The 19001-nt window shown below is 57.9% G+C and carries 19 protein-coding genes, 1 tRNA gene and 1 CRISPR repeat array; of the genes, 16 read left to right on the forward strand and 4 right to left on the reverse strand.

Features of this window, described 5'->3' with window-relative positions; genetic code table 11:
- Window positions 1–590: 590 nt before the first annotated feature.
- The 6 genes from C8265_RS13500 (at window position 591) to C8265_RS13515 (ending at window position 3331) form a co-directional block, all read left to right on the forward strand.
- On the forward strand, window positions 591–1862 hold the full coding sequence (locus C8265_RS13500; protein WP_240611084.1) for a tyrosine-type recombinase/integrase: 1272 nt from the start codon (window positions 591–593) through the stop codon (window positions 1860–1862).
- A 20-nt stretch (window positions 1863–1882) separates the two neighbouring features.
- The gene (locus tag C8265_RS19990) at window positions 1883–2167 is read left to right on the forward strand and encodes a DUF3987 domain-containing protein (RefSeq protein WP_108484556.1); all 285 of its coding nucleotides are present in this window, start codon (window positions 1883–1885) and stop codon (window positions 2165–2167) included.
- A gap of 143 nt (window positions 2168–2310) precedes the next feature.
- A complete protein-coding gene (locus tag C8265_RS19995; protein ID WP_164512332.1) occupies window positions 2311–2442 on the forward strand; it encodes a hypothetical protein in 132 nt (43 codons plus the stop codon).
- Window positions 2439–2612 carry a hypothetical protein gene (locus tag C8265_RS19525; protein WP_164512333.1) on the forward strand — a complete coding sequence of 58 codons (174 nt, stop codon included), beginning with the start codon at window positions 2439–2441 and terminating at the stop codon, window positions 2610–2612. Before C8265_RS19995 ends, C8265_RS19525 begins: the two co-directional genes overlap by 4 nt.
- Before the next feature lie 3 nt (window positions 2613–2615).
- Complete coding sequence (locus C8265_RS13510; protein ID WP_108484557.1) at window positions 2616–2807, forward strand: hypothetical protein; 192 nt, start codon at window positions 2616–2618, stop codon at window positions 2805–2807.
- A gap of 332 nt (window positions 2808–3139) precedes the next feature.
- Window positions 3140–3331, forward strand: a complete 192-nt coding sequence (locus C8265_RS13515; protein ID WP_108484558.1) for a hypothetical protein — start codon at window positions 3140–3142, stop codon at window positions 3329–3331.
- 266 nt (window positions 3332–3597) lie between these two features.
- A CRISPR array of direct repeats spans window positions 3598–4490; the repeat unit is 36 nt; unit sequence GTTGCGGCTGGACCGCGGATTTTGAACAGCTACAAT.
- A 73-nt stretch (window positions 4491–4563) separates the two neighbouring features.
- On the opposite strand, the gene cas2 is transcribed toward C8265_RS13515, so the two are convergent.
- From cas2 to cas9, 3 genes are all read right to left on the reverse strand, one after another.
- A complete protein-coding gene (gene cas2, locus C8265_RS13520; protein ID WP_240611085.1) occupies window positions 4564–4908 on the reverse strand; it encodes a CRISPR-associated endonuclease Cas2 in 345 nt (114 codons plus the stop codon).
- Window positions 4905–5816 (reverse strand): type II CRISPR-associated endonuclease Cas1, encoded by a 912-nt coding sequence (cas1, locus tag C8265_RS13525; protein WP_108484560.1) that lies wholly within the window; start codon window positions 5814–5816, stop codon window positions 4905–4907. The genes cas2 and cas1 overlap by 4 nt, the downstream gene beginning before the upstream one ends.
- 69 nt (window positions 5817–5885) lie before the next feature.
- Complete coding sequence (gene cas9 / locus C8265_RS13530) at window positions 5886–9116, reverse strand: type II CRISPR RNA-guided endonuclease Cas9 (protein WP_108484561.1); 3231 nt, start codon at window positions 9114–9116, stop codon at window positions 5886–5888.
- A 469-nt stretch (window positions 9117–9585) separates the two neighbouring features.
- Between cas9 and C8265_RS13535 the strand changes: the two genes are divergently transcribed.
- The 4 genes from C8265_RS13535 to C8265_RS13550 are packed head-to-tail and all read left to right on the forward strand — an operon-like array spanning window position 9586 to window position 12556.
- A complete protein-coding gene (locus tag C8265_RS13535; RefSeq protein WP_108484562.1) occupies window positions 9586–9783 on the forward strand; it encodes a helix-turn-helix transcriptional regulator in 198 nt (65 codons plus the stop codon).
- 3 nt (window positions 9784–9786) lie between these two features.
- Window positions 9787–10191 carry a winged helix domain-containing protein gene (locus C8265_RS19315; RefSeq protein ID WP_126623176.1) on the forward strand — a complete coding sequence of 135 codons (405 nt, stop codon included), beginning with the start codon at window positions 9787–9789 and terminating at the stop codon, window positions 10189–10191.
- On the forward strand, window positions 10188–11066 hold the full coding sequence (locus tag C8265_RS13545; protein WP_108484564.1) for a DUF7146 domain-containing protein: 879 nt from the start codon (window positions 10188–10190) through the stop codon (window positions 11064–11066). The genes C8265_RS19315 and C8265_RS13545 overlap by 4 nt, the downstream gene beginning before the upstream one ends.
- Window positions 11063–12556, forward strand: a complete 1494-nt coding sequence (locus C8265_RS13550) for a YfjI family protein (protein WP_108484565.1) — start codon at window positions 11063–11065, stop codon at window positions 12554–12556. The genes C8265_RS13545 and C8265_RS13550 overlap by 4 nt, the downstream gene beginning before the upstream one ends.
- Window positions 12557–13295: 739 nt before the next feature.
- Here C8265_RS13550 and C8265_RS13555 read toward each other — a convergent pair.
- Window positions 13296–13385: transfer RNA gene (locus C8265_RS13555), tRNA-Ser, on the reverse strand.
- Window positions 13386–13600: 215 nt separating this feature from the next.
- On the opposite strand from C8265_RS13555, the gene C8265_RS13560 reads away from it, so the two are divergent.
- The 6 genes from C8265_RS13560 (at window position 13601) to C8265_RS13585 (ending at window position 18983) form a co-directional block, all read left to right on the forward strand.
- Window positions 13601–14452 (forward strand): SPOR domain-containing protein, encoded by an 852-nt coding sequence (locus tag C8265_RS13560; RefSeq protein WP_108484566.1) that lies wholly within the window; start codon window positions 13601–13603, stop codon window positions 14450–14452.
- 31 nt (window positions 14453–14483) lie between these two features.
- Complete coding sequence (locus tag C8265_RS13565; RefSeq protein WP_108484567.1) at window positions 14484–15644, forward strand: D-alanyl-D-alanine carboxypeptidase family protein; 1161 nt, start codon at window positions 14484–14486, stop codon at window positions 15642–15644.
- 62 nt (window positions 15645–15706) lie between these two features.
- Window positions 15707–16270, forward strand: coding sequence for a dTMP kinase (tmk, locus tag C8265_RS13570; RefSeq protein ID WP_240611096.1), 564 nt, complete (start codon window positions 15707–15709; stop codon window positions 16268–16270).
- Window positions 16263–17384 (forward strand): DNA polymerase III subunit delta', encoded by a 1122-nt coding sequence (locus C8265_RS13575; RefSeq protein ID WP_108484568.1) that lies wholly within the window; start codon window positions 16263–16265, stop codon window positions 17382–17384. Before tmk ends, C8265_RS13575 begins: the two co-directional genes overlap by 8 nt.
- 7 nt (window positions 17385–17391) lie before the next feature.
- Complete coding sequence (locus tag C8265_RS13580) at window positions 17392–18192, forward strand: TatD family hydrolase (RefSeq protein ID WP_108484569.1); 801 nt, start codon at window positions 17392–17394, stop codon at window positions 18190–18192.
- The gene (locus C8265_RS13585) at window positions 18189–18983 is read left to right on the forward strand and encodes an MBL fold metallo-hydrolase (RefSeq protein ID WP_108484570.1); all 795 of its coding nucleotides are present in this window, start codon (window positions 18189–18191) and stop codon (window positions 18981–18983) included. The genes C8265_RS13580 and C8265_RS13585 overlap by 4 nt, the downstream gene beginning before the upstream one ends.
- Window positions 18984–19001 lie beyond the last annotated feature (18 nt).

The following is a 19001-nucleotide window of genomic DNA, read 5'->3' on the forward strand; positions in this document are numbered from 1 at the left end:
GATTTGGCTCAGCCTCCGCATCGACCTGCACCAATCTGTGGTTCTTGAACGCTAGCGGTGCCAAAATGGTTTGTCATCAAGTGTTTCGGTGAGTGAATGGGATGCGAACCAACCCCAGAAATCCGCCGCTTTACGCTGGCCTCCCGAGTAACGCGCCTACTGCGTGTTCCGTCTATGTTTCCATTGATGTCTTTCGGAACGCGCTTTTAGGTTTTGGCGGAGTTCGGCGGCAGGGCATTGAAATGCAATAGAAAAAAGGGACCGAACCGGAACGGGCGAGGTTCGCCCAAACTGAGACTGAGGGCCATTCTGAGCCCAACTTCAGCCTAGCGGCGCGTCTGTGAGGTTCGGCCCGTTCAGGCAAACCCCTTTGATAACACGGAAAAATCCGTGCCCGTCTGGGCGGCGTTACTGGTTCGCAATGGGGATAATGGCGGAGAAGGTGTCCGCTATAGGTAGATCCGGCGTTGTCTAAAAACTTCCGTTTAAGCCTTGAAATTAAAGACAATAAGGACTTCCAACGTCCGGTCGAATCCAGCATATTCCTATCTAATCCACTACTAGGTGGGGGATATTATGGGGGATAAAACTTGACACATGATGGAATAAGGAGGCCGCAGAAGGCGCTGACTGCGCGTTTCGTGGAAACGGTGACAGAGCCGGGAAAGCATTTTGACGGCCACGGGTTATTTCTTCGCGTACGTCCGAACGGGGGCAAGCAGTGGGTTCAGCGCATCACTATTCGCGGCAAGCGAAGCGAAATCGGCCTGGGTAGCCCCCCGGCTGTATCGCTCGCATTGGCGCGAAAGCTGGCACTCGACAATCGGGGCAAGGCGATGCTGGGCGGCGACCCCTTGGCGGAACGGCGTAAGGCGGCAGCGGGGCTGACTTTTGACGCAGCCGTTGACACCTATCTGGCCGCAAAACTGGATGAATTTCGCAATGAAAAGCACCGCAAGCAATGGCGCTCGACTTTGAACACTTACGCAAGCCCGGTGCTGGGTTCCAAGCTGGTTTCGGAAATCACAGTGCAGGATATTCTGCGCGTGCTGGAACCTATCTGGCAAACCAAAACTGAAACCGCAAAACGTCTGCGCGGGCGCATCGAAAACGTGCTTTCATGGGCGACAGTGGCAGGGCACCGCAAAGGTGACAACCCCGCACGCTGGAAGGGTAACCTGTCGGAAATTCTGCCCAAGCCTTCCAAGGTCGCGACGGGCGGCAATCAACCCGCGTTGGCGCTGGGCGACGCTGTAGGCTGGTGGGCTGCGCTTAGTAGCCGGGACGGGATGGCTGCGAAGGCATTGCAGTTCTTGACGCTCACCGCTGCGCGTTCAGGTGAAGTGCGGGGAATGACTTGGGATGAAATCGACTTCGGGATAAAAAGCGCAATCAGAACTACCCCGGTTGCGACACCTGCGACATCTGCGACATGGACCGTTCCGGCTTCGCGGATGAAAGGAGGCCGGGAACACCGCGTGGCGCTGACGCCCGACGCAGTGGCTATTCTGGAAAACCTGCCCCGGATGGACGATTCGCCTTTGGTATTTTTTGCACCGCGAGGCGGAATGCTGTCAGACATGTCAATTTCCGCCGTCATGCGCCGGATGCAGGAGAGCGAAGTGAAGGCGGGTCGCGCGGGTTACCTCGACCCGCGCAGCAAGCGCCCGGCGGTGCCGCACGGGCTGCGCTCAACCTTCCGGCAGTGGGCAGCGGAACAAGGCTACCCCCGCGACATGGCTGAAATCGCGCTTGCGCATTTCATCGGCTCGGATGTGGAGCGCGCCTATCAGCGCAGTGACATGCTGGAGCGGCGCCGGGTCATGATGGCGGCTTGGAGTGCTTTTCTGCGCGGCGAATAGTCATCTGAGATAGTGGTGAGATGAAACCAGGCGCGTATCCGCTTGTCTTTCAACGATTCTCGGAGCCAGCCAAAGCTGATCTGACGGCGCTAGGCGATGCGCCGGAAGCGCCTATATCGCCAGACCGCACGGCAAGCGAACCAACGCTGGAAGGCTTGTTTCGAGCCTTCCGGCAGGGGCAACCCAGCCTCGGCCTCTTCTCCGATGAAGCTGCGCAGTTTCTCGGGGGCCAGGGGAGCTGTCGCGCGACTTGGTGGTTTGGCGGGAATATCGGCGGGGGAAGAAGGCGCACCGGAAGTTGCTGAAAGCGCAGCAGCGCGGTTTGGCGTTCAGCAGGCGACCGGAATGTACGTTGACCTGATGGCCGCCTGCTTAAACCACTTCATCATTAGCGCGATTGGCGGCGGCCTTGTGGGTGACGCAAGCAACATGAGCCGGAAGGGTGAGGATGATAGGGAAAAGCGGCAATGGGCGCGTCATGGGGTTGCGCCTTGCCTATCAGTGCGGCACCGCTGACGCATACCGCGCCCACATTGAGCAGACGCACCTAGAGGCGGCGGGGACCCAAACAGCGAAATGACCGAGGCCATCATTGACGCCTTCCATAACGAGGAAGGCACGCGCCCGGTATCGCGCAAGGCGATGGAAGATTTTCCGACAGACTTCGTCAATGCTGCTATGGATCAAAGGGCCGATCAGGGCATTCTTGATGGCGTTGACGCCCGCCACTCAAAACCGCAAGGGAAATAGCCGATGAAATTCTATGATAGCGAAAAGCCGAAAGCCAATCAGGCGACCCCTTTGCCAGCTCGCAACAACAGCCTTCGCAACAGGTTGGCGGCAGAAGCGATGATCCGGTCAGGACAGAAGAACAACGAGCCGACGATGATAGCGGCGGGCAAGAAGCTGTTGCAGCAGAGCCAGCCCAAAACCCCGCCCAAGTAAGCCACCCCGGCTTTCAGGATGGGTGGTGGTGCACACTCCCAAGGGCGCGCCACACCGCAAAGCAGCGTGGCTACAACAAGGATACCCTTGGTGCTGGCGATTGGGTTGATCTTGATAAACTTGTTTCAATCGTCGCGCTGAAAATACGGCATGTAGATCAGGGTTCGACCAGCGCAGAGCAGGCAGCCACGCCACAGGCACCAGAAGCAGGGACAGCGCCTGTCATTGAGTATGTCCGAACGAACAGTGCAATTTTACGCGGCGTTCCAAAGGATCAGGTGCCGGATGTTGGCAAATTCAAGATCAGTTGATCAGAGAAAAAGGGCGGCTTTGTGTTTAGCCGCAAGCACGAAGCGTTGGTACGCGCCGCCGTTGGCATGGACGAAGCAGGCGCGGCACCGGAGGCCGAAACCGACGCTATCAAGGCCGACCACGGCCTGTTGGACGGATACGAGCGCCTTATGGTTGGCGGCGAACCATCCACAACCCAAACCCGAACGTCGTCGAAGTTTTCCGCAACATGATCTCAGTGCAGAGTTGCCAGTTTGCCCGTGAACCGGCCGGCAAGACCTGCCGCGTCACTCGGCTTTGCGGGTATTGAATCCCATCAAGCCTATCAGACGACGCACACGGTGGTCGGCCGCGTGGAAGCCGTTTCTGGGCAAGTAGGCTGTAATCTGAAGACTACCAAAGAACGGGTGCTTGGTGAACACCCGGCCGATCTCCTTCATCAGCGTCAGCGTTTCAGCATCTATTTCGGCAGGCCTGGAATACAGCGATGACCGGCTGAGTTGCGGCTGGACCGCGGATTTTGAACAGCTACAATCGACACGGTGATAATCTGCCGACCGTAGCAGTTGCGGCTGGACCGCGGATTTTGAACAGCTACAATTCAACGGAACGGACCCCGACATCAGCCATCGTTGCGGCTGGACCGCGGATTTTGAACAGCTACAATCCAGATCGCGGGCCGATGCCAGAGAGAAGGGTTGCGGCTGGACCGCGGATTTTGAACAGCTACAATCTGGGCGTTGTGTCATGAGCCGCCGCCGCAGTTGCGGCTGGACCGCGGATTTTGAACAGCTACAATGCCCGCCCGCGCCAGCACACCCAACGGGTGTTGCGGCTGGACCGCGGATTTTGAACAGCTACAATTCAGCGAAATCGAAACCGGCAAGCGCAATGGTTGCGGCTGGACCGCGGATTTTGAACAGCTACAATCCCCGCACCAAACGACACGCGCGGGTTTCTGTTGCGGCTGGACCGCGGATTTTGAACAGCTACAATGCATCACGACAGCACAACCATCATGGGACAGTTGCGGCTGGACCGCGGATTTTGAACAGCTACAATGACAATTCCGGACTTTAACACAAAGAATGTCGTTGCGGCTGGACCGCGGATTTTGAACAGCTACAATCCGGGACAACTGCGAAACCATTTCGCGTATGTTGCGGCTGGACCGCGGATTTTGAACAGCTACAATATGGGCAGGGCCGATACATGGTGCATATGTGTTGCGGCTGGACCGCGGATTTTGAACAGCTACAATTAACGTTTTCCGCACTGCCCGCCGGATCGGTTGCGGCTGGACCGCGGATTTTGAACAGCTACAATGGTTTCTTTGGGGAGGGCAGCTCTATTGGAGTTGCGGCTGGACCGCGGATTTTGAACAGCTACAATACATCGCCGTGCATGCCTTTGAAAACATAAAGATATGTACGGTGGTCGTTGGATAAAAGTTCGCCGAATCGGATCAAAACATCACCAGTTGTTGCGGATTCTCGCGAGCGCGCCTGCGACTCTGATCCGAGAAATGAACAATATCACGATACTGCCGATCAGTAAAATTCAGTATCTGCACATCGCCCGAATCTGGCAAATGACGCGAAATCCGGTTAACGCGGGTTTGAAACGCTTCCTTGCCATTTACGAATCGAGCGTAGACGGAAAACTGGCTCATCTCGAACCCCTCATCCAGCAGAAAATTCCGAAAATCGCCTGCCGCCTTGCGCTGCAGCTTGCTATCGGTTGGCAGATCAAACATCACAAGAATCCACATCAGTCGATACCCCGATAAAACTCTGATTTCATAGCTCATGCTCCCAGCACCGCAAGGGTCAGACGGTCCAGCGGGGCCGGTAAAGCCAGCGCCAACTTACCCGATTCGAAGCTTTGGCCCAGAGAGGTGGCTAATTTCATCACCGCTACCGACACGGGCGTTACGCCCTCTCCCAACGGCAGGTCTGTAGCAATCAGCCGCGCCAACGCCTGTTTCGTGTCGGTATCAATCTGTGCGCCACGTTTTGCCACAATCTTCCGCACCGCACAGTCCACCAGTGGGCGGAACGGCTCCATTAGATCATCGGCAAGTGCAAATGCGTTGGACCGATTGGAGTGGAACAGGCCGATGGTCGGATGCAAACCGGCGGCCACCACGGCCCGCGCTGTGGCGGCGCGCAATACGGTGTAGCCGTAATTGAGCAGGGCATTTTCATCCCCTGCCCCGGTATCGCGCCTGAAATCCGGCCCCATCATGCGGGGCCAATAATATCGCGCGGCTTGTGCTTCGATGTTGGTAGTATCACCGGACGTTACCTTGCGCGCCATCATTCGGAGGGGCGCGTCAGCCTCTCCGAGTGCATCGAGGGCAGCCGCCTGCATCGTCACCTTGGCCGTAACAACCTGTTTCCAGGCCTGTTTTATCAGCGGGGTTTTGGCCTGCCATTGCGCCCGCATACGCGCACCCTGAGCATGGTGGCCGTCGATCGGCATTAGCACCGACTTTGGCGCATGATTGGATGCACACAGCACAACCGGCACACCACGATCTGCCAATTCCGTCAGCAGCGAGGTCGACCATGTCGTGCCATGAGCATGAACAATCACGCCTGCAATTTGATCAAGCGGTGTGCGCCCGACTTCGGCATTATCTTCGGAAACCTTTAAGAATCCATGATCGCGGGACAGGTGCCGCCCGTTCGTGGCAATGTCGATAATCTGGTCCATGTGTCATCCCTTCACGCCCCCACGCGAATCGTTAACACAACGGATTTTATACAAGTTTACGTAATTCACCTAACGAGGCGGACCCGGGTCGCGCATCCGGCCCATTTCGTCGACATGAATCCGACGGGCTTTGGCCTTAATCAAGGACCCTCCGCCGATATTCAGAAAACGAAACGTGTCTTTACTATCACGGTCTCTTGCATCTGCATTTGCCTCGGTATGCGGTGCAATAAATAATCCGCCAGCTTTCATTTTTTGCACATACCCAATAAATAGAGCACCATCCCGTTCCAACGCGATCATATCACGCTTGAAAAACCGTAACAGGCGCTTCGCGGCTGGATGGGGTTTCTTTTCAACTGCGGCCTGGTGAGCTTCGAATGTAGTGACCATCTGCGACTTAATCTTGCCACCGGGTAGCCGCCAGACTTCATAGCAATGGTTGCTGTCTCCCTTATAAGCTTTGAACGGCTTGCCATTTCGGTCGGCGACCTCAATCCTTGCTCTTTTCGTAAGACTTTCGGACAATCGCACGCGCCGCAACCCGAAATAAGGATTTTCTGTATCATCTGGAAGTTTAGCCGCCCGAGCGAATGCAACTAGGGCTGCCTCGAAAGCTCTGCCGTCCAGTCCTCGCGTCACACGCGCGAGGTGCTTTTGCAGGAACGGGTCACGGATGTTCTTGCCCTTGGTCGTCACCTCAATGTCGCCGGGCTTCAAGGATGTAAGCGGTGTGCGGCTAACCACATGTCCCTCATCAATCACTCCGTAAGCTGTATCATTATGTAACTGGCCAGAGGTCGTGTCCCTGCCTTGCGCACGCGCCTGCGGATCGATCCGCCCGTGGTCAGCGCGGTGGCTGACGATGATTTTTGAAAGCTGTGCGGCTATATCATCTCGAAACCTGTCCCAGGGTGGTGGGACACTGCGCACGACCTGCTCGGCGCCGGTCTTCTCATCGTGCTTAGCGATCTTGCTGATCCGCTGGATCAGGCTGCGGTCCGTGGCGGCGACCACAGCGGCATCAATGGCATGGTGGCGGTGGTCCATACGGTTTTTGGGCTTAACGGTTTGGGTATCGCTGTCCGTCAGCGCTTCGATGCCGTTTAGACCCCAGTGACGGCGCAGCATTTCCGTCAGCCGTCCGGGCACAACCCAGACGTGGGATTTGCCGTCTGCGCCGTCATAAAGGGCATCCAGATAGGCCCGCGCGATGCGGGACAGATATTGCGTGTCCTTGAGCGCGCGAGCGGCAAAATCAGTCTCGCCCTCGAACCGCTCCATCGCATCGGGGGAAAAGCGCCATGCTTTGTTATCCGGCAAGTTCTTGAGGTTGACGGCAATCTCACCCCACTGCGGCGTGTCTCCCCAAACCTCCCAAGGTGTCTTGTTACCCTTCAGGCGATTAGCTTCTTTTAGACACAGGGTCTTGTTGGAAAAGCTGTCATCCAGAGTGCGAGAAAATGGCAGAATGTGATCCACATCGCACTGGTCGCTGAAGATCATAGATGCGGAAATTGGTTTGCCCGTGTAAGGACAGCTTCGAGGGCCGATCGTAGGACCAAGATCTTCCCACAATCGCAAACGCAATCGATTCGCACCAGTATCCTTCTGACCCAAATCATTGACCAGCTTTTTGCCCCTCATTATTGCCGCGTCAGTATTCTTTTTGATAGCTTTCTGAATTTCCCGCTTCTGCTCCTCGGAGTTTTTCAAATCACGGGCTAGCTCCACAACGATCTCGGCGGGCTTGCCATGCACCAAGATAATCCGGTTCACTAGCCGCCTGATCTGGTTCAGCCCGATATGGACGGTGGGGTTGGTGATCCGCCCGTATCGTTTCACGTCGTCATGGCTTTCATCATAGGTGCCGGGGATTACGTGGCGGTCGAGGATTTGGCCATAGTAGGGTAACGTATCCAGCACCTCGCCTGTTGGTCCGCCGGAATGTGACCAACCGCAAGCGGCCACAGCGGCACTGTAGGGGATTACATCAGACTCCAGTGCAGCCAGAATGCGACGTGTCGCTGTCAGCCCAAGCCGCCCGTAACCTTCGGGCAGGGGGGCATTTGCGGTGGCTTGGGCTTGGGCACGATCAAGGACGTGTTTGTCCATCAACCAGTCGACGAGTCTGTCGTGTTCACTATCGCTTTGAACGTCACGGATCCGTTGTATCACCCCCCACTGTGCATCAGCGTCCAACGTCGTCCAGATCCTTCCCATCCGGTCGGGATGCGACAGGCTCGCCCGCACAGGATCGCAGGCAATGGCATCGCGGTTGGCGGTTTCGAGTGTAAAGCTCTGGTCTTTACGCAGTTTGATCACCTTCCCCAGTGCCTTGAGCTTCATTGTCATGCCCGACAGGGTTTTAGTATGCCCTTTGTTGTCTAACGCATGAACGATCTGATCGCGCTCTTGCAGCGTCACGTCTCGCGCGGCTTCACCACGCGCCACGACCCGCAGAGCGTTAACGGTTTCCATTAGAATACGCCGTTGATTCAGCGGATGCGCTGACGGGATGCGGCGTTCGTCAGTGAACAGACACAGACCCACCTCGGGCGTTTTGAGTGGGCGCTGGTGAAAGATGATCGTCTTGATCTGGTTGCGCAAATCATCCGTCAGCGCGGAATGATACGTGGCCTGCGTCTCCCAGAGCGCGTCGAATTCCTCGGACAGATGGCGCCGGTCGGGGTAGAAATCGTAGCCCGCTTCTTCCTTTTCCGCATTGTCGCGCAGCGCAACGGACAGACGGGTGCGCACAGTTGGAACGTGTTTCGGGTCATCAGCCTCCTGCTGACGCATATACAGGAATTCGCCGTAAGTGCGCGCCTTGCCGTCGCGCATCGCCCAGTCTAGCCGCGCGGTCGCATCCTTGATCTTACCGCTTTCGTTATCGCCGCGATCCGTCTTGCGGTTAGATTTGAACCCGCGTCGCTGGTTGAGGTGGAACAGCGCGCGCCCGAATTGCACCAGTGGCAGGGCCTCGTCCAAGCCACGCGCGCGCAGGTCATAGGGGTCTAGGACCTCAAGCGCCTTGGCTTTGGCTGGGTCGAGCGGCATCAACCCCGCCTCGGCCATTCTTTTCATCAGGGCGGCCTTGCGGCGTAGATACCGATCACGCCGACGGCGCTGCGCACGGGCCGCACGGCGATCCGCCGCCAACGATTCTTTAGATTGCGGATCGCGTCCGTCCGAGAAGATGCGCACCCCACCATCTACTACGCCGGTGATCATCCCATCGTCTGTTTGGTAAAGCCACCAGCCGATTGAGTTCGTGCCAATATCGAGACCTAAGCGCATTAGCACATCCCCATTATATCCTGTCAGATGTCCATACTAAACCTTGATGGCATTTCTTTTTCAATCGATTAAATACTTGACAATAACTTGCAGGCATTTACCTATTGCTTTGTTCAAAATCCGCGTCGAGCTGTTAACAAGCATTCGATTGCACCACATAGAAACGCAGGCTACGGCCTGCGTTTCCATTTTGTGTCAAACAAACCCGGTGCGAGAACAGCGATAAAATTCTTCATCCTCTTTGAGCTTTGGGGCTGCATCAAACCGTGACGGGTCCAATCATAGCACAAAATATGCGAAATACTCTTGCAAGGTCCGAGTTGATTCGATAACCATCTTTCCCAAGGCCAACTGGCCCCAGTCGCGCAAGATGTGTCGACGGCATTCAAAGTCCCTGTGGGGGCGATGGAGCCGTGCACATCCGCACTTCGTCTCCCTTGCCCTCGCACAAACGAAGGAGCAAATAGGGATGACAAAAGTTAAACCAACGATAATACTGCGCCTGCCGTCGGTGCTGCATATCACCGGGCTGTCGCGCAGCACGACTTACGCGATGATTGCCGAAGGCAATTTCCCCAGGCCAATCAAGCTTGGCAAGCGCGCTGTTGGCTGGAAAGAAGCCGACGTGGCCGCGTGGGTGAACAACCGCACGCAGGACACCGCATAAACCATGGTATGCAAAAAAATTGCGCCGTGCAGCGAGCAGGCTGACACGGCGCGGGACGTTTCGTTTGCGGATGCGACGAATGCCCGAAACATATCACGGGGAAAGTACAGGAACCAGCCGAACGGCACACGTTACCGCATCACGGCCAGCTGCGCCGAGCCCTTCATTATCACACTATGCGGTCGCACACCTCAATCTTTGGAGCAGTTGCGCCGCGCGAGCGTCAAGGGTTTCACACCGATCGAAAACCCGGCACCATGCGGGCGCGCGTATATCTCCAAGCTGCGCAAGATCGGCGTGGAAATTGAAATCATCTGCGAACCACATCGGGGGGCTTCCCCGAGGCATGATGCGCGCTATGTGCTGCGCTACAATGTGACCGCTGAAGTGGTGGGGGTGCGCCAATGACGGATGCAAAGCACCTCGCGCGTGACCTTCGCGGCAAATGGTACGGCAACTATGGGGTCGCACCTTGCCCTGCCTGCCAAAGCGAAGGCCGCAAAGGGCAGAATGCCCTGACGTTGGCCAACGGCGAAAACGGGCGGCTCTTGCTGGACTGCAAGAAATCCGGCTGCGCATATCGTGATATTCTGGTTGCAGCAGGCGTCATTCCTGGAAGCTGTGCGCCGCCAGACCCGGCGACTATTGCCCAGCACAGAGCTGAACAGCGCAAACAAGATGCGAAGCGTTCCGCGCAGGCGCAGCGTCTTTGGCAGGATGCGCGACCAGTAGAAGGCACGCTGGCAGAGGCATATCTGAGGGGCCGGGGCATTACCTGCCCCCTTCCCAAGACCTTGCGTTTTCTACCCGCCTGTTGGCATCCGGTAGGAATACATCTTCCTGCGATGTTATCTTTTGTTGGTGTAGCCGAAGGCTTTGCGGCGCATCGAACATACCTTTCACCGACCGGTCGCAAGGCGGATGTTAAGCCCGCCAAGGCGATGCTGGGGCCTGTGAAAGGCGGGGCTGTGCGGCTCATTGAAACAAAAGGACCGCTGGTGGTGGCTGAAGGCATAGAAACTGCCCTTAGCCTTGCGTCCGGCCTGTTGCCCGCTCCTGCGTCCATATGGGCGGCGCTCTCAACCTCTGGCATCCGAGGACTACACCTACCCCCCGATCCACACCGGCTGACCATCGCGCCTGACGGCGATGCCCCGGGCCGCGCGGCTGCGCACGCGTTGGCTGAACGCGCACACGGACTCGGCTGGGAGGTATCGCTTTTGCCTGTGCCGGATGGGCGCGACTGGAATGACCTTCTGACCATGAAGGGGGATGTAGCATGAAAATTCTCAAATCTATCCCGTTCGATACCGAAGGACCGCAACCGTTAGTGCGGGAAATCCCAGCGGGTGAAGTCTATCCCGTAGAAGCACTCGGACCGCTACGCGCAGCCGTGGAGGCTGTGCAGGGCTCTACGCAAGCCCCCATCGCCATCCCAGCGGCCTCGGCGCTGGCGGCAGCGTCGCTGGCGGTTCAAGGCTTTGCCGATGTGGAGACACTCGGGGGTTTTGTCCCTGTGTCGCTCTATTTCCTGACCATCGCACGGTCGGGCGAGCGCAAGTCTAGTAGCGACAAACCGCTTCTGCAGGGCTTGCGTGAATATGAGCGCGAGCAAAGCGAAAACTATGACGTCGCGTCCAAGTCATGGGCGAAGGATTCCGAACTGTATGACGCAAGAAAAAAGAGCGCTCTGCGCGATGCTGTAAGCGCCAATCGTGATAAACGGACCGCAGCCGAAGCTGATCTGGCCGCACTAGGCGATCCGCCGGAAGCGCCTAAATTGCCAGACCGCACGGCAAGCGAACCAACGCTGGAAGGCTTGTTTCGCGCCTTCCAGCAGGGGCAACCCAGCCTCGGCCTCTTCTCCGATGAAGCTGCGCAGTTTCTCGGGGGCCATGCGATGAACGCGGACAATCGCATGAAAACCCTTGGCGGCTTGAACCGTCTTTGGGATGGCTCGGAAATCCAACGCACACGGGCGGGCGATGGTGTCTATACGTTGCGTGAGCGACGGTTGGCTATGCATCTGATGGCACAGCCTGTCGCTATCTATGGGTTCCTGTCAGACCCCCTTACGAGCGGCCTTGGCTTCCTCCCCCGATCCCTCATCTGCGAACCCGAATCGAGTATCGGGCAGAGGCTTTTTGCAAATATGCGCAGGGATGATGCGTCGCTGGATGCGTTCGCGCAGCGGCTAAAAGCCATCTTGTCCAACGCGATGCCGACTTTGGACGATGGCCGCACGCTTAAACCAGCAAGATTGACGCTGACGTCCGACGCGCGAGCGCAGTTGGTGGAGTTCTCAGATGAGATCGAAAGGATGCAACTACCCGGTGGCACGCTCTCACATATCACTGGTGCAGCCTCAAAAATTGCTGAACAGGCGGCGCGTATGGCTGGCGTACTGACGCTCTGGACGGATTTAGAAGCGCGCGAAGTTGAGGCCACCACGATGGCTGACGCAATCACACTTGCGCGGTTTTATTTGTCTGAAGCTTCACGTCTTGCAAGCGCGGCAACGGTATCAGCAGAAATCGACCGGGCCGAAACATTGCGAAAATGGCTCTTGGAAAACTGGCCGCATCCAGACATTACTTTGCGCGACGTGGTGCGGCTTGGGCCGAACCCACTGCGCGAAAGCCCAAAGGCAAGGGCGGCGCTGGCACTGTTGGAACGGCATGGTTGGTTGGTAGCGCTCGCCCCAGGAACGGTAATACGCGGGGCTGCGCGCAAGGAGGCTTGGCAGATCGTGCAAGGTGCGCGCCAAATTTAATATCCAAAAACGTCAGACAAAATCGAAGAGGGCGGCGCACCGCTGACCCGCCCTCTTGTCGCAGTAGTCGCAAGTGTCGCAACGGTCATGACCCGGAAGCAAAAAACGCACGCCTTTATGTCGCGGAAGTCGCAGTTGTCGCAACGGGTGCAGTCCAGAAGTATGAGTTGATAAGACTGGCGACACATCCGCCTGCCTGTGCTGTTTGCGGATTGGGTAATTGGATGGCCCTCCTGACAGATAGGATTTGCAGGGGTCTGCCCCTTCCCGCTCAAGACGCGACCGAGAGTTAGATCGCGGTCGCGCTGAGCCAAGAACTTACGATCGGCAGCTGTAACTGTTTGTGTTAATGTCAGGGGAAAGGTTTCACACAGGCGGCGGGTGCGCTCGTAGCAGCGATAATAGTTGATGATATATTAGACGGTCGGATTTCCAGTAGTCGATCGGCGGTTTTTTAACCAGCCGCCGCCGCTGACCGGAATGAAGGGTCGGAACAAGGAATATTCGAGGAAATGCGCGACGCGACTGGCTCACCAACAAGCGGGAGCGCGATGAGGGATTTATGCGAATAAACGCCCTGACCTTATCATTTGTCATCATCCAATCGCGAAGCGGCAAGGCGAATGAACTTGGTTACCATGTCCTGCGCATTCAGAGGTGGCCCTGATCTAGGTGGGGGATATAGTGGGGGACGTTCTTTTTGCTTATCCAGCAAAAACAAACACTTACCGGCGAAAAATGGCGGAGAAGGTGGGATTCGAACCCACGGTACGCTTTCACGCACGACGGTTTTCAAGACCGTTGCAATCGACCACTCTGCCACTTCTCCGGTTTGGGTGACTTATCGCCCAAATTCCGATTCGGAAAGGGGGCTCTTGTACACGACAGTTTTATATTCCGGCGCGATGCGTCTCTTTCCTTGTTTCGTCGCGCACGGTACACTGTTTGCCAACTGGAGCGCTGACAGCGCTATTGAGTCACGAGCAGCAACGCCGGAGACCGGCAAACCGCACGGCAACGCCTGTGCATGGATGGGGGCAACCTATGACGCCAAACGTGGTGAAACTGACCGTTCTGGCGGGAATGCTGGCGGCATTGTCGGCATGCGAAGAGGGATTTGAGTTTCCGGGTGGCGATCGGCCGGAAACCGGGGATGAGGGCGCACAAACGATTGCGCCCACATCGACCCGTCTGGTCGAGCGTGACGTGGAATCGCCCGAAGTGTTTCAGAAATCCGAGGCCGGATTGTGGGATGGCCGCCCGTCACTTGGCGGGGTTTGGGTGGCCCACCCGGATGTGACCGACCCCGAGCGGGTGATCATCCGCAATGACGTTAACAAGAAATTCGTCATTGGCGCGCTGTTTCGGCGCGAACGCGATAATCCGGGCCCGCGCTTTCAGGTATCGTCTGATGCCGCCGAGGCATTGGGCATGGTGGCGGGGCAACCGGTCAAGGTTAACGTGACCGCGCTGCGCCGGGAAGAGGTGGCAGAAACGCCCCCCGCCCCGACCGAAGCCGCCATCGAAAAGCCAGAAGAGATCGAGGCATTGTCATTGGACGCGCCGTCGCCCGAGGCACCGGATGCGGGAATCACCGCCGCCGCCGTGAATGCGCCAGCCGCACCCGAACCCGCCGCCCCGCCCCCGGCCCGCACGTCAAACATAAAGAACCCGTTGATCCAGATCGGGATATTCAGTGTGCAGGCCAACGCCGACAATACCGCGACTGCCCTGCGCAGCGCCGGAATGATCCCCACGGTGCGCAAGGAATCGACCAAAGGCAAAACATTCTATCGGGTCGTTGTTGGCCCGGCGGCCACAAACACCGAACGCGCCGCGCTTTTGAAAAAAGTCAAAGCGTTGGGATTCAATGACGCCTATTTCACTTCGAACTGAATCCTTACGCCCCGACGCCAGGAGAATTGCCATGTTTACCCGCTGCTTTGCTGCTCTGTTCGCACTGATGCTGGCGCTGCCTGCCTGGGCCTCGTTCGAGACCCGGGCCACCGCCGCGTATGTGTATGATGTAACCACCGAAACGGTGCTGCTGACCAAAGACGCAACAACGCCCCTGCCCCCGGCATCAATGTCAAAACTGATGACCCTGAACATGCTGTTCGAAGCGTTGCGCCAGGGCCGCGTGCAGATGGATACACCGTTTGGCGTATCGACCCGGGCCAAGAACATGGGCGGTTCAACCATGTTTCTGAACGAACGTGACCGACCCACCGTCGAGGAATTGATCCAGGGCATCGTGGTTAATTCGGGCAACGACGCCTGTGTGGTGGTGGCCGAAGGATTGGCCGGCACCGAGGAAGCCTTTGCCGCAAAGATGAATCAGCGCGCCAAAGCGTTGGGCATGGACAATTCAAACTTCGTCAACGCAAGCGGGTGGCCCGCCGAAGGCCACCGGATGAGCATGGAAGATCTGGGCATTCTGGCAACCCGGTTGATTACCGAGTTTCCCGAATATTACGGCTATTTCGCCCAGACCGAATTTCCTTTTGATGGGCGTGCGCCGCAAAACCGGTTCAATCGCAATCCGCTGTTGAAATTGGGCAATGGCGCTGATGGTTTGAAAACGGGCCACACCCAAGAGGCCGGATATGGCTTGGTCGGGTCGGCCGCCCAGGGTGATCGCCGGATCGTGTTTGTAATCACCGGAATGCAGAGCGAAACCGCCCGTGCCGAAGAGGCCGAGCGCGTGGTAAACTGGGCGTTCCGCCAGTTTGTCGAACGCACCGTTGTGAAAAAGGGCCAACATATCACCAAAGCCAGTGTCTGGATGGGCATGGAGCCTGAAGTGGGTCTGGTGGCCGCCGAAGACATTGAAATTCTGGTGCCGGCTTTGCAGCTTGAAAACCTGATTGGTGATGCGATGTATACCGGCCCATTCAAGGCGCCGATCACCGCAGGCCAACCCTTGGGCGAAATGGTGATCAAACTTGACGGATTGCCAGACGCCAAAGTGTCGCTGTTGGCCGATCGCAACATTGGCGAGGCCGGGTTCATGCCGCGCCTGCGTCTGGCTGCGGAAAAGCTGTTTCGCGATTTCACCGCCGAAGCCGAGGCAGCAGGCGCAGAGTGACCAAGGGCCTGTTCGTTACGTTTGAAGGGATCGATGGGTCGGGTAAATCGACCCAAGCGCGCATGCTGGCCGATACCTTGCGCGCCGAAGGTCACGATGTGGTGCTGACCCGCGAACCGGGTGGCAGCCCCGGCGCCGAACAAATTCGGTCCTTGGTATTGGAGGGTGCGACCGACCGCTGGTCAGCCCATACAGAAATTCTGTTGTTCACGGCGGCGCGGCGCGATCATCTGGAGCGTACGATCTGGCCCGCGCTTGAAACCGGCAAAATCGTCATTTCAGACCGTTTTGCCGATAGCACGCGGATGTATCAGGGCCTGTCGCGCGGCGATCTGCGTGCGCTGGTCGATCAGTTGCACGGCCTGATGATCGGGTCTGAGCCTGATCTGACATTTCTGATTGATATGGACCCCGAAACCGGCCTGCGCCGCGCCCTGTCGCGCCAAACCAGCGAGGAACGTTTCGAAGGGTTCGGCACCGATCTGCAACGCCGAATGCGCGCCGGTTTCCTGGCCTTGGCCGATGAATTTCCAACCCGGTTCATTACCATTTCCGGTGATGCCGCCCCCGAAACCGTGGCCACCAACATCCGCGCTGCCCTTGCGCCCCGTCTTGCCAATGGCTGATGATCCCCTGCCCGAACCCGACCGGATCGTCGGCGTGCCCCACCCGCGCGAAACCCTGACCCTGATTGGCCAGGCCGAGGCCGAGGCGGCGTTTCTTGATGCCTTTAATCGCGATAAACTGCACCACGCCTGGCTGATCACCGGGCCACGTGGCGTGGGCAAGGCCACGCTGGCCTGGCGGATTGCGCGGTTTCTTTTGTCGCAACCGCCCAAGGGCGATGCCATGTTCGCGACCGAACCGCCCACCACGCTGGACACCCCCGCCGATCATCCCGTTACACGGCGCACCATTGCCTTGGCCGAACCGGGGCTGTTTTTATTGCGCCGGGCGTGGGACGATAAAAAGAAGGCCCTGAAAACCGTGATCACGGTGGATGAAGCGCGCAAACTGAAAGATTTCTTTGGCTTGTCGGCGCCCGGTGGCGGGCACCGCGTGGTGATCATCGACAGTGCCGATGAGATGAACATCAACACCTCGAATGCGATTCTGAAACTGCTCGAAGAGCCGCCCGCAAATTGCACCCTACTTTTGATCAGCCATACGCCCTCGCGGCTGTTGCCCACGATCCGCTCACGCTGCCGCACGTTGCGCTGCGCCACCCTTGCGCCCGGTGATCTGGCAGCGGCATTGTCGTTGACCGGTGAAACCTTGCAAACTCCCGATGCCCTGGCCGAATTGGCCGATGGGTCGGTTGGCGAGGCGTTGCGCCTGACGCATCTTGACGGGCTGAAACTGTATCAAACCCTGACAGACCTGACCGATGGCGCGCCAAATATGGATCGCGCGCGTCTTCTGGCCCTTGCCGGTACGATGGTGGGGCGCGGGGCTGTGGAGCGGCTGGATGTCACGCTGCGCCTGCTCAACACCCTGATGTCGCGGCTGGCGCGCACCGGTGCCGGCCTGCCGCCCACCGTTGCTATCACACGGGGCGAGACAGCGATGTTGCACCGTCTGTCACCGGGCCCATGGGCCGCGCGCCAATGGGCCGATTTGCAACAAACCCTGTCGGCCCGCGCCGCCCATGGCCGGGCGGTGAACCTTGACCCTTCCGCGCTGATCCTTGATATGGGTCTGAGCATCAATCAGACGGCGGCTCAAATCTTGCGAGCCTGAAGGTTTCATGACCACAATACCCCAGATCACCGACAGCCATTGCCATTTGGATTTTCCCGATTTCGACGGGCAGTTGGACGATATCGTCGCCCGCGCCGCCGATGCCGGGGTGACGCGCATGGTGACCATCTGTACCAAGCTGCGCCAAGAACCGCAGGTGCGCGCCATCGCCGAGGCACATGCGCCCGTGTTTTACGCCATGGGCACCCACCCGATGAGCGTGGCAAACGAACCCATGGTCACCCCCGATGAACTGATCGCACTGGCGCAGCATCCCAAATGCGTGGGCATCGGTGAAACCGGGCTTGATTATCACTATACGTCCGAGTCGGCGGAAAAACAGCAAACCAGCCTGCGCATCCACATTGCTGCCGCGCGCGACACCGGCCTGCCGCTGATCATTCACGCCCGAGCCGCCGATGAAGACATGGCGCGCATTCTGACCGAAGAACACGCAAACGGCGCCTATTCCTGTGTCATGCATTGTTTTTCCAGCAGTGCCGATTTGGCCCGCGCCGCGCTTGATCTGGGGTTTTATCTGTCAATGTCGGGCATCACCGCATTCCCAAAATCCCAGGAACTGCGCGATATTTTCGCCGCTGCACCGCTGGATCGAATTTTGGTGGAAACCGACAGCCCCTATCTGGCCCCGCCACCGCACCGGGGCAAACGCAACGAACCGGCATTCACCGCCCATACGGCGCAAAAGGCGGCCGATCTGTTCGCCCTGCCCTATGATGAATTTGCCGCCGCAACCGAGGCGAATTTCAACCGCCTGTTCACCAAGGCCGCCGCGTGGCAGGCATGAGCGGTTATCGTTTTACCATCCTTGGGTGCGGATCGTCGGGCGGGGTGCCGCGCCTTGGCGGACATTGGGGCGATTGCGACCCGGACAATCCGAAAAACAACCGCCGACGCTGTTCGCTATTGGTGGAACGGGACGGGCCGGATGGCACGACCCGTGTGTTGATCGACACATCGCCAGACCTGCGCGCGCAACTTCTTGATGCCGGGATCGGGACGTTGGATGCCGTGGTCTATACCCACGCCCATGCCGATCATGTGCATGGGTTGGATGATCTGCGGATGATCGTTTTCAACATGGGGCAGCGGTTGCAAATCTGGGCCGATATCCCAACCCAGAAGGATCTGATGGCGCGGTTTGGATATGCATTCATCCAACCGGAATGGTCCAGCTATCCACCGATCCTTGAAATGAACACGATTGAAGATGCGGTCACGGTTGACGGCGCCGGCGGGCCGATCATGCTGACGCCGTTTCTGGTAAACCACGGTGGCATTGATGCTTTGGGCTTTCGCATTGCCGGTCTGGCCTATTTGCCCGATGTGGCCGAAATTCCGCCAAGCGCGTGGGAACATCTGCAAAACCTTGATATCTGGATTGTCGACGCCCTGCGCCGTAAACCCCATCCCACCCATGCCCATCTGGCCCGCACGTTGGACTGGATCGAAAAGGTGGCACCAAAACGCGCTGTGCTGACCAATATGCATATCGATCTGGATTATGAAACCGTGGCCAACGAAACGCCCGACCACGTGACACCGGCCTATGACGGTATGGTGCTGACCCTGCCCTGATGCGCGCCGTTTCATCGT

Source organism: Oceaniglobus ichthyenteri, from assembly GCF_003057885.1.
In the GTDB taxonomy this organism is placed as follows: Bacteria; Pseudomonadota; Alphaproteobacteria; order Rhodobacterales; family Rhodobacteraceae; genus Oceaniglobus; species Oceaniglobus ichthyenteri.